This is a genomic window from Pseudomonas sp., assembly GCF_051660785.1.
Lineage (GTDB): Bacteria > Pseudomonadota > Gammaproteobacteria > Pseudomonadales > Pseudomonadaceae > Aquipseudomonas.
In genome coordinates this window covers 1-11,423 of sequence record NZ_JBOFQE010000009.1, presented here as the reverse complement: position 1 = coordinate 11,423, position 11,423 = coordinate 1, and the positions used below count along the sequence as shown (strand labels likewise).

General features: G+C 61.5%; 6 protein-coding genes. 5 read left to right on the top strand and 1 reads right to left on the bottom strand.

Annotated elements, in window-relative coordinates:
- The first annotated feature begins 285 nt into the window (after window positions 1-285).
- From ACRC4F_RS02905 to ACRC4F_RS02895, 3 genes are all read left to right on the top strand, one after another.
- Window positions 286-1,461, top strand: coding sequence for an L-rhamnonate dehydratase (locus tag ACRC4F_RS02905; RefSeq protein WP_064679200.1), 1,176 nt, complete (start codon window positions 286-288; stop codon window positions 1,459-1,461).
- 29 nt (window positions 1,462-1,490) lie between these two features.
- Window positions 1,491-2,486 (top strand): AraD1 family protein, encoded by a 996-nt coding sequence (araD1, locus tag ACRC4F_RS02900; RefSeq protein ID WP_438658001.1) that lies wholly within the window; start codon window positions 1,491-1,493, stop codon window positions 2,484-2,486.
- 123 nt (window positions 2,487-2,609) lie between these two features.
- Entirely contained in the window at window positions 2,610-4,190 is a 1,581-nt protein-coding gene (locus ACRC4F_RS02895; RefSeq protein ID WP_438658000.1) for an aldehyde dehydrogenase (NADP(+)), read from the top strand.
- 159 nt (window positions 4,191-4,349) lie between these two features.
- Here ACRC4F_RS02895 and ACRC4F_RS02890 read toward each other — a convergent pair whose 3' ends face one another.
- Window positions 4,350-5,258, bottom strand: a complete 909-nt coding sequence (locus ACRC4F_RS02890) for a DMT family transporter (protein WP_438657999.1) — start codon at window positions 5,256-5,258, stop codon at window positions 4,350-4,352.
- Between the two features lie 157 nt (window positions 5,259-5,415).
- Between ACRC4F_RS02890 and aceK the strand changes: the two genes are divergently transcribed.
- Together aceK and hrpA are read left to right on the top strand one after the other, a co-directional pair.
- On the top strand, window positions 5,416-7,134 hold the full coding sequence (aceK, locus tag ACRC4F_RS02885; RefSeq protein ID WP_438657998.1) for a bifunctional isocitrate dehydrogenase kinase/phosphatase: 1,719 nt from the start codon (window positions 5,416-5,418) through the stop codon (window positions 7,132-7,134).
- 272 nt (window positions 7,135-7,406) lie between these two features.
- A complete protein-coding gene (gene hrpA, locus ACRC4F_RS02880) occupies window positions 7,407-11,318 on the top strand; it encodes an ATP-dependent RNA helicase HrpA (RefSeq protein ID WP_438657997.1) in 3,912 nt (1,303 codons plus the stop codon).
- Window positions 11,319-11,423: the final 105 nt, after the last annotated feature.

Here is an 11,423-nt window from a genome sequence, read left to right as displayed (position 1 = left end):
CTTGCTGGCGATCGCGGTCTGGCAGACACCTTATACGTGACTGACGGACTGCAATCGCCAGCAAGCCGGCTCCTACAGTTTTGTGGAGTGGCTGATAACCCGATCTAACCAATATCCGCTTTTTCCTATCACCCCAGGTTATCGCCGGATACGCATAAGTGATTATCCGCACCCCCCGAGCGCTGGCTAAAGTCGCTCCATCGAATGCCGGAACCCGCCACCCGAGCGGCCCCGCGCAGCGACTCAACAACTACAAAAAGCCGGCAGCGCAAGGAATCCGTATCCATGAAAATCAAAGCCATCCGTACCCGCGTTTTCGAGTGGAAAGGCAAAGTCGTTCCGCCTCAAGCGCACTTCTGCACCAACGCCAGTGACATCCTGTTCGAGCGCGGCGACGCCATGGGCTCGTTCCGTTTCCACGGCTGGCTGGTGGTGGAAGTCGAGACCGACACCGGTCTTGTCGGCATCGGTAACTGCGCCCTCGCACCGCGTGTGGCCAAGGAAATCATCGACACTTACCTGGCGCCGATCGCCATTGGCGAAGACCCGTTCGACAACGAATACATCTGGCAGAAAATGTACCGCCAGAGTCACGCCTGGGGTCGCAAAGGCATCGGTATGGCGGCGATCTCGGCGATCGACATCGCCATCTGGGACATCATGGGCAAAGCCGTGAACAAGCCGGTGTTCAAGTTGCTCGGCGGCCGGACCAAGGAGAAGATCTGGACCTACGCCTCCAAGCTCTACGCCAATGACAACCTCGACCTGTTCCTCGAAGAAGCCCAGGGCTACCTGAACCAGGGTTTCACCGCACTGAAAATGCGTTTCGGCTACGGCCCGAAAGACGGCCCGGCGGGCATGCGCAAGAACATCGAACAAGTGCGCGCCCTGCGTGAACTGGCAGGTCCCGACATCGACATCATGCTCGAGTGCTACATGGGCTGGACCCTGGAATATGCGCGCCGCATGTTGCCCAAACTCGCCGAATTTGAACCGCGCTGGCTCGAAGAACCGGTGATCGCCGATGACATCGAGGGCTACATCGAGCTGAAAAAAATGGGAATCATGCCGATCTCCGGCGGCGAGCATGAATTCACCTCCTACGGCTTCAAAGACCTGCTGGAACGCCGCGCCATCGACGTGATCCAGTACGACACCAACCGCGTCGGCGGCATCACCGCTGCGCGCAAAATCAACGCCATGGCAGAGGCCTGGTCGGTGCCGGTGATCCCGCACGCCGGGCAAATGCACAACTACCACCTGACCATGTCCACCACCGCCTCGCCGATGGCCGAGTTCTTCCCTGTGTTCGACGTCGAGGTCGGCAACGAACTCTTCTACTACGTGTTCAAGGGCGAGCCGCAACCGGTCAACGGCTACATCCAGCTCGATGACGACAAGCCGGGCCTGGGCCTGGAAATCTCCGATGAATACCTGAGCGACTTCAACATCATCGAGTGACCCAAATCCCTGACTTTCTGGAGGCCGTCATGCGCCTGATTCAATTTGAAAACACAGCCGGTGAACGCCAGGTCGGCCTCGTCGAAGGCTCGCAGGTCCAGGTGCTGAAAGGCACCCGCAGCACCCGTGAACTGGCCCTCGCGGCGATTCGCGCCCAGCGCAGCCTGCAAGAAGAAGTTGCCCAACGCGGCACCGAGCCGGGAGCGGATTACGCCCAACTGTTGCAGCAGGGCCGTGTGCTGCCGCCACTGGACCACGAAGACCCGGCCCATTGCCTGATCAGCGGCACCGGCCTGACCCATTTGGGCAGCGCCTCGGCGCGGGACAAGATGCACCAACAGGACGGTGCGGTCGAAGCCGGCATGACCGACACCATGCGCATTTTCAAGTGGGGCCTGGAGGGTGGCAAACCGGCAGCCGGGCAGGTCGGCGCGCAACCGGAATGGTTCTACAAAGGGGACGGCAGCATCGTCGTGCGCCCCGGCGCGGACTTCCCGGTGCCGCCCTTTGCTGAAGACGCCGGCGAAGAACCGGAGCTGACCGGCCTCTACGTGATCGGCGACGATGGCCTGCCGTACCGTGTCGGTTATGCCTTGGGCAACGAGTTCTCCGACCATGTGATGGAGCGGCGCAATTACCTGTACCTCGCCCATTCGAAACTGCGCTTCTGCGCCTACGGTCCGGAACTGCGCGTCGGTGAGTTGCCCAAGCATCTGGCCGGCACCAGCCGCATCAAACGCAATGGCGAAACGATCTGGGAAAAAGAGTTTCTCAGCGGCGAAGACAACATGTGCCACAGCCTCGCCAACCTTGAATTCCACCACTTCAAGTACGCGCAGTTTCTGCGCCCCGGCGACGTGCACGTGCATTACTTCGGCACCGCCACGCTGTCGTTCGCCGACGGGGTAAAAACCCAGCCGGGGGATCGCTTCCAGATCAGCCTCGATGAGTTCGGCGCGCCACTTGAAAACGGCATCGGCGAAAGCGCCCAGCCATTGGCCATCGGCCAGGTGCGCACACTCTGACCCCCCTGTAGGAGCCGGCTTGCTGGCGATTGCGTAGTGTCTGTCGACATTGAGGTGGCCTGACCCAACGCCATCGCCAGCAAGCCGGCTCCTACAGGTCTGAAATCGATCAAGGAATCCGAAATGACTACGATACTCGGACACAACTACATCGGCGACCAGCGCAGCGGCAACGGAACGCAGCAGCTGCAAAGCCTCGATGCCACGACGGGCGAAGCGCTGCCAGGCAGTTTTTTCCAGGCCACTGAAGCGGAAGTGGACGCGGCAGCCAACGCGGCTTCTGCTGCCTACCCGATCTACCGCAACCTCAGCGCGGAAAAACGTGCGCAGTTCCTCGACGCCATCGCCGATGAAATCGATGCCTTGGGCGATGACTTCGTCGCCACCGTGTGTCGCGAAACCGCACTGCCGGCCGGGCGTATCCAGGGCGAGCGCGGACGCACCAGCGGCCAGATGCGGTTGTTTGCCAAGGTTCTGCGCCGCGGTGATTTCTACGGTGCGCGCATTGATCGTGCATTGCCTGATCGCCAGCCGCTACCGCGTCCGGACCTGCGTCAGTACCGCATCGCCCTCGGGCCTGTCGCGGTGTTCGGTGCCAGTAACTTTCCCTTGGCGTTTTCAACCGCCGGGGGCGACACCGCTTCGGCACTGGCCGCCGGATGCCCGGTGGTATTCAAGGCCCACAGCGGGCACATGGCGACGGCCGAGTGGGTCGCGGATGCGATCATCCGCGCGGCGGAAAAAACCGAAATGCCGGCCGGCGTGTTCAACATGATCTACGGCGGGGGTGTCGGTGAATGGCTGGTCAAGCACCCGGCGATTCAGGCCGTGGGCTTCACCGGTTCGCTCAAGGGCGGCAATGCCCTGAGCCACATGGCCGCGACCCGGCCGCAGCCGATCCCGGTGTTCGCCGAGATGTCGAGCATCAACCCGGTGTTCCTGCTGCCCGAAGCGCTCAACGTGCGGGGTGAGCAAATCGCCGCGCAACTGGCCGGATCGGTAACGCTGGGGTGTGGTCAGTTCTGCACCAATCCGGGCCTGGTCATCGGTTTGCGCTCGCCGCAGTTCAGTCTGTTTCTGGAAGCCTTTTGCGCCAACATGAACCAGCAACCGGCGCAGACGATGCTCAATGCCGGCGCCCTGGTCAGTTACAGCCGGGGCCTTGGGGAACTGCATGAACATCCTGGACTGACGCACCTGGCAGGCAAGCCGCAACAGGGTAATCGGGCGCAGCCGCAAGTGTTCAAGGCGGACGTCAGCCTGTTGCTCAAGGGCGATGAGCTGCTTCAGGAAGAAGTGTTCGGGCCGACCACCATTGTCATCGAGGTCGAAGACCGGGCGCAGCTGACGGCGGCGTTGCACGGCCTGCGCGGGCAATTGACTGCGACGCTGATCGGCGAGGCGGACGAATTGCTCGAATACCGTTGGCTAGCGGAGTTGCTGCAGGAAAAGGTCGGGAGGATCTTGCTGAACGGCTATCCGACCGGGGTCGAAGTGTGTGAGGCGATGGTGCATGGCGGGCCGTATCCGGCGACGTCCGATTCGCGCGGGACATCGGTCGGGACGTTGGCGATTGACCGGTTCCTGCGACCGGTGTGCTTCCAGAATTATCCGGATGCGTTGCTGCCCGAGGCGTTGCAGAACGCCAATCCGCTGGGGATTCGGCGGTTGGTGGATGGGGAGGTGAGTCAGTCGGCTTTGTAGCGCCTGGGCTGGCGCCATCGTCGGAACGCCGCCCGGAGCAGGCTCACTCCCACATTGGATCTCCTGTGAACACAATATTTGTGGACACTGAGGTTACCTGTGGGAGTGAGCCTGCTCCGGGCGGCGTTCCGACGATGACGTCATCAGCCGCACCACTATCTACTTGGCAACCACCCCGGCAGCCTTCACCACCGAAGGCTTCAACACCAACCACAACGCCGCCGCAATCAACACCCCGCCGTAGATATGCGCCATCGACAACGGCTCATCCAGCAACAGCGCCCCCCACAGCACCCCGAACGGTGGGATCAGGAAGGTCGTGGTCATCGACCTCACCGGCCCGATCGAGCTGAGCAGGCGGAAATAAATGATGTACGCCAGCGCGGTACACACCAGCCCCAACCCCAGCAATGACAACCAGACATTCCAGCCGCCCCAGCTTGGCGGTGGCTGGCTGATCACGCTGTAGCCGAACAACGGCAACAGGAACAGCGTTGCACCGAGCATGCTGCCCAGCGCCGAAAGACGGCTGTCAAGACCGCCCGCGTGGTCGAGCCAGCGGCGCGCCAGAAACCCGGCAAAGCCATAACAGGTGGTGGCGAGCAGGCAGGCGACGGCGCCCATCAGCAATTCCATGTCGAACGCCACCGGACCGGCGCGGGTCAGGACGCCAACGCCGAACAGCCCGAGGAACACCCCGCCAAGCTTGGCGGCGGTGAGTTTTTCATGGAAGAACAGCCCGCCGATCAACACGCCCATCAGCGGCGTGGTGGCGTTGAAAATCGCCGAATAACCGGCCGGCAGCACCTGGGCGGCCACGGAATAAAGAGTCGCCGGAATCCCGGAGTTGATCACCCCGAGCAGCATCACCGTCTTGAGTTTGCCTTTGAAGTCCCAGCTGATGCGCATCAGCCCGAGGATCACCAGCAAGCCGGTAGCGGCAATCGACACGCGGAAAAAGGCCGTGGGAATTGTGCCAATCACTGGGGCGATGATGCGCATGAACAGAAAACTCGCGCCCCAGATCGCTGCCAGCGACAGTAAACGGAAAATATCGACAGGGCTCACGGTGCGCTCCTTCCTTGTTGGGGACGAGAGTGTTGCCGAGCGCCTGATCCATGGCAACTGAAAAACGAGCATTTAACCCGGGCCGAAAATTACGCTTCTCCTGCACCCGGTTCACTGGCTAAGCTCAGGGCTCACGAATTCCCGCAGAGGTCTCACCATGCCGCAGCAATGGCCAGCCGCCGACATCGCCCGAATGATCCTCGATGGCTTTGACGATTACCGCGAGCATTTCCGCCAGATCACCGATGGCGCCCGGGCCCGCTTCGAGCAGGCCCAGTGGCAGGAGGCGCAGGTCGCCTCGGCTGCGCGGATCAATCTGTACGAAGAGAAAGTCAGCGAAACGGTCGACCGCCTGCGCATCGCGTTTGACGCCGACACGTTGGACGTCAGTTGCTGGCCGCTGGTCAAAAGCGCTTACATCACGCTGATCGACCTGCGCTTCGACGATGAACTGTCCGAGACCTGGTACAACTCGATTTTCTGCGGGCTGTTCAGCCACGACCTGATCAGCGACGGCTGCATGTTCATTCACACCACCCGGCCAAGCCTGCGACGGGCTCGCGCAGCGCAAACCCGGACCTATAAGCCTCAGGGCCAGTTGTCCGGCATGCTCGCGAGCATTTTTGCCGATTACAGCTTCAGCGAGGATTACGCCGATCTGCCCGGCGACCTGCGCCGCCTCGAAGCCCAACTGCGCGAGAACCTGCCGGATTGGGTGTGCAAGGACCCTGAGTTGAGCGTCGAACTGTTTTCCTCGGTGCTCTATCGCAACAAGGGTGCGTACCTGGTGGGGCGCATCTACACCCGGGATGAACAATGGCCGCTGGTGATTCCGCTGCTGCACCGCGAGGGGCGTGGTATCCAGATCGATGCGCTGATTACCGATGAAGCCGATGTGTCGATCATCTTCTCGTTCACCCGCTCGTATTTCATGGTGGATGTGCCGGTGCCTGCGGAGTTCATCGGGTTCCTGCGGCGGATCCTGCCGGGCAAGCACATCGCCGAGTTGTACACCTCGATCGGTTTCTACAAGCACGGCAAGTCCGAGTTCTACCGGGCGCTGATCAATCACCTGGCCAACACCGACGACCAATTCATCATGGCCCCCGGCGTGCGCGGCATGGTGATGAGTGTGTTCACGCTGCCGGGTTTCAACACCGTGTTCAAAATCATCAAGGACCGTTTCTCGCCGTCGAAAAACGTCGACCGCGCCACGGTGATCGAAAAATACCGTTTGGTTAAAAGCGTCGACCGCGTCGGGCGCATGGCTGATACCCAGGAGTTCGCCGATTTTCGCTTCCCGTTGAGCAAGTTCGAACCGGCGTGCCTGGAGGAACTGCTTGAGGTGGCCGCGTCCACGGTGTCGGTGGAAGGCGACACGGTATTGATCCGTCACTGCTGGACCGAGCGGCGCATGACGCCGTTGAACCTGTACCTGGAAAACGCCAACGAGGCGCAGGTGCACGAGGCGCTGGAGGATTACGGGCTGGCGATCAAGCAACTGGCGGCGGCGAACATCTTTCCTGGCGACATGCTGTTGAAGAACTTCGGCGTCACCCGCCACGGTCGCGTGGTGTTTTATGACTACGACGAGATTTGTTTCCTGACGGAGGCCAACTTCCGCCACATCCCGCAACCGCGTACGCCGGAAGACGAAATGGCGTCCGAGCCGTGGTATTCGATCGGGCCGCTGGATGTGTTTCCCGAGGAATTTCCGCCGTTCCTGTTTGCCGACTCCGGGCAAAGAAAGCTGTTTGACCAGTTGCATGGCGAGTTGTACAACGCCGATTACTGGAAAAGCCTTCAGGAGGCCATTCGTGCCGGCAAAGTCATCGACGTGTTCCCGTATCGCCGCAAAGGCCTCGATAACGAGTAACGGCTGAAAACCACCCCTCACCCCAGCCCTCCCGAAACGTCGGACCGCCCCACGGGGGAGAGGGGGAAAGGGAGCAGATCTTCATGCTTTTCGACGCCTGAGTTCGGCGCCATATCTCAGGTCGCAAATTTTCGAAAGTCACATAGGTTAGTCCCCTCGCCCTCCGGGAGAGGGCTAGGGTGAGGGGAATGGGGCCCCAACTGACACGCCAAACCCCGCGCAAATCTGCGACAATCGCCCCCCTGCGCCACTAGACGACTTTTGCGTACCTGATGACTGACGAATCGCCTTCCATCGACAAACTGCTGAAAAACCTCGATCACGCCATGCTCGCCGACCGCCACCGGCTGCGGCGGCAGTTGCTTGAGTTGCGCAAGAAACCTGACGAGGCCAAGCTGGCCCAGTGGGTGACGCGCATGCAGGCGTCCTGTGACCAGGTATTGGCCCGGCGTGCCAGCCTGCCGGTGATTCGTTATGACGACAGTTTGCCGATCGCCGCCAAGCGCGATGAAATCAAGGAAGCGTTGCTCAAGCATCAGGTGCTGATCATCGCCGGCGAGACCGGCTCGGGTAAAACCACCCAGTTGCCGAAGATCTGCCTGGAAATCGGTCGCGGTCAGCACGGCCTGATTGGCCACACTCAGCCACGTCGAATCGCTGCACGCAGCGTGGCCAGTCGGGTGGCCGAAGAACTGGCGACGCCATTGGGCGCGCTGGTCGGCTATCAGGTGCGGTTCGAAGACCAGAGCGATTCCAACACCCTGATCAAGCTGATGACCGACGGTATCCTGCTGGCGGAAACCCAGAACGACCGCTACCTCGAACGCTACGACACGATCATCGTCGACGAAGCCCACGAACGCAGCCTCAACATCGACTTCCTGCTCGGTTACCTGAAAACCCTGTTGCCGCGCCGTCCGGATCTGAAGGTTATCATCACCTCGGCGACCATCGACCTGGAGCGGTTCTCCAAGCACTTCGACGATGCACCGATTGTCGAAGTCTCCGGCCGAACCTTCCCGGTAGAAACCTGGTATCGCCCGCTGACCCTGGAGCAGGACGAAGAGGGCAACCGCGTCGAGGACGACTTGACAGTGGATCAGGCGATCCTCGCCACCCTCGACGAAATCGCCGCGTTCGAACGCAGCGAGCGCAAGAGCCCCGGCGATGTGCTGGTGTTCCTGCCCGGCGAGCGCGAGATTCGCGACGCCGCCGACATGCTGCGCAAGGCCCAGCTCAAGCACACCGAGATTCTGCCGCTCTACGCACGACTGTCGCCGGCCGAACAGCAGCGGATTTTTCAGTCGCACCCGGGCCGTCGCGTGGTGCTGGCGACGAACGTCGCTGAAACCTCGCTGACCGTGCCGGGCATTCGCTACGTAATCGACAGCGGCACCGCGCGCATCAGTCGTTACAGCTACCGCGCCAAGGTCCAGCGCCTGCCCATCGAAGCCATTTCCCAGGCCAGCGCCAACCAGCGAAAAGGTCGTTGCGGACGAGTCGAGCCGGGCATTTGCATTCGCTTGTACGGCGAAGAAGATTTCATCGGTCGCCCGGAATTTACCGACCCGGAAATCCTCCGTACCAACCTCGCAGCGGTGATTTTGCAGATGCTGCACCTGCGCCTCGGCGAGATCACCGATTTCCCGTTTATCGAGCCGCCGGATGGCAAGGCCATCAGCGACGGTTTCAACCTGCTGCAAGAACTCTCGGCGGTCGACCGCAATAGCCAGCTGACCCCGCTCGGTCGCCAATTGGCGCGGTTGCCGGTGGACCCGCGGATGGGGCGCATGCTGCTGGAAGCGGCGAAACTCGGCAGCTTGCAGGAAGTGCTGATTGTCGCTAGCGCCATGTCGATTCAAGACCCGCGCGAGCGTCCGCCGGAACGTCAGCAAGCGGCGGATCAGGCGCACGCGCAATGGAAAGACGTGGACTCGGATTTCGCCGGGCTGGTCAATCTGTGGCGTGGCTTTGAAGAACAGCGCCAGGCGCTGACGGCGAGTCCGTTGCGCAATTGGTGCCGCAAGAATTTCCTCAATTACCTGCGCTTGCGCGAATGGCGTGACTCTCACCGTCAGTTGAGCCTGATCTGCCGCGACATGCAGTTGAGCCTCAACAAAGAGCCGGCGGATTACCCGAAATTGCACAAAGCCGTGCTCTCGGGCCTGCTCAGCCAGATCGGCCAGAAAACCGACGAAGGCGATTACCTCGGTGCCCGCCAGCGCCGCTTCTGGATTCACCCGTCGTCCGGACTGGGCAAGAAGCGTCCGCAATGGCTGATGACCGCCGAACTGGTGGAAACCACCAAGCTCTACGCGCGGATGGTGGCCAAGATCGATTCCGACTGGATCGAGCCGCTGGCTGGGCACCTGATCAAGAAAAACCACTTCGAACCGCACTGGGAGAAGAAGCGCGGCCAGGTCGTGGCCTTCGAGCAAATCACGCTGTTCGGGCTGATTGTGGTCGGTCGCCGGCCGGTGCATTACGGACCGATTGACCCGGTGGTGTCCCGTGAGTTTTTCATTCGCGAAGGTTTGGTGCGGGGCGAGATTCAATCCAAGGCCAAATGCCTGACGGCCAACCAGCAACTGCTGGAACAGCTCGACGAACTGGAAGCCAAGGCCCGGCGTCGCGACATTCTGGCCGACGAAGAAACCCTGTACGCCTTCTACGATGCGCGATTGCCGGCGGAGATTCACCAGACAGCGACCTTCGACAGCTGGTACAGGGTCAACAGCCAGAAAGACCCGCAGCTGCTGATCATGCGCGAAGAAGACGTGCTCGCCCGCGAGGCCAGCGAAGTCACCGCCCTGCATTACCCGGACACCTTGCACATCGGCGATCTGGAATTGGCCCTGAGTTACCATTTCGAGCCGAATCACCCGCGCGATGGCGTGACCCTGCGTGTGCCGGCGCCGCTGTTGCCCATGCTGCCGCCGGAACGCCTGGAATGGCTGGTGCCCGGCGTGATCGAGGCCAAGTGCATCGCGCTGGTGCGCAACCTGCCCAAGGCCCTGCGCAAGAACTTTGTGCCGGTGCCGGACTTCGTCAAAGCCGCGTTGCAGCGCATGACCTTCGCCGAGGGTTCGTTGCCGCAGGCGTTGGGCCGCGAGCTGCTGCGCATGACGGGGGCTCGGGTCAGCGATGAGGCCTGGGCAGAAGCTTCGCAGCAAGTCGACAGTCATTTGCGCATGAACCTGGAAATCGTCGACGGCCAAGGCAAGTTCCTCGGCGAAGGGCGCGATCTGGCGGAACTGACCGCACGTTTTGCCGAAGCCAGTCAGGCTGCGCTGGCCGTGCCGCAAACTGCGAAAAGCCAGCAGCCGGTGGAGGCGAAAGTCTTTGCGGCGGTAGCGGAAAAGACTCAACAGAAGATTGCCGGGCTATCGATGACGGTGTATCCGGCGCTGGTGGAAGAGAGCGGCACCGTCAAGGAGGGGCGTTTCTCTACCCCGGCCGAAGCCGAGTTCCAGCATCGCCGCGCCTTGCAGCGTTTGTTGATGCAGCAACTGGCCGAACCGGCCAAGTTCCTGCGCGGCAAGTTGCCGGGGCTGACCGAGCTGGGCTTGATGTACCGCGACATGGGGCGTATCGACAGTCTGGTGGACGACATTCTGCTGGCCAGCCTCGACAGCTGCATTCTCGACGGCGAAGACCCGTTGCCGCGTGATGGTGCGGGGCTGGCGGCACTGGCCGAGCGCAAACGCGGTGGCTGGACCGAGCACGCCGAGCGCCTGGCCAGGTTGACGCTGGAGATTCTCAAGCTCTGGCACGGCCTGCAAAAACGCTTCAAGGGCAAGATTGATCTGGCACAGGCCGTGGCCTTGAATGACATCAAGCAGCAGCTCAGTCATCTGGTGTACCCGGGGTTTGTCCGGGAAACGCCGATGGTATGGCTCAAGGAGTTGCCGCGTTACTTGAAAGCGGTCGAGCAGCGCTTCGAGAAAATCGGCGCTCAGGTGCAGAGGGATCGAGTCTGGAGTGGTGAGTTGTCCGGTCTCTGGACCCAATACCAGACCCGCGCCAACAAACATGCCCAGGAAGGCAAACGCGATCCGCAGCTGGAGCTTTATCGCTGGTGGCTGGAGGAATACCGGGTTTCGCTGTTCGCCCAGCAATTGGGGACCAAGGTGCCGATCTCCGACAAGCGCCTGAACAAGCAATGGACCCAGGTCGAACCGTAGGCCCGAGGCTTGTGCAACCCCTGTGGGAGCGAGCCTGCTCGCGATGGGGCCATCACATTCAACATCCATGTTGCATGTCAGGCCGCCATCGCGAGCAGGCTCGCT

What these genes read in the sequence shown, in the direction of transcription:
- ACRC4F_RS02905 (WP_064679200.1), top strand. Translation starts at nt 286, where the DNA reads ATGAAAATCAAAGCCATCCGTACCCGCGTTTTCGAGTGGAAAGGCAAA.
- araD1 (WP_438658001.1), top strand. Translation starts at nt 1,491, where the DNA reads ATGCGCCTGATTCAATTTGAAAACACAGCCGGTGAACGCCAGGTCGGC.
- ACRC4F_RS02895 (WP_438658000.1), top strand. Translation starts at nt 2,610, where the DNA reads ATGACTACGATACTCGGACACAACTACATCGGCGACCAGCGCAGCGGC.
- aceK (WP_438657998.1), top strand. Translation starts at nt 5,416, where the DNA reads ATGCCGCAGCAATGGCCAGCCGCCGACATCGCCCGAATGATCCTCGAT.
- hrpA (WP_438657997.1), top strand. Translation starts at nt 7,407, where the DNA reads ATGACTGACGAATCGCCTTCCATCGACAAACTGCTGAAAAACCTCGAT.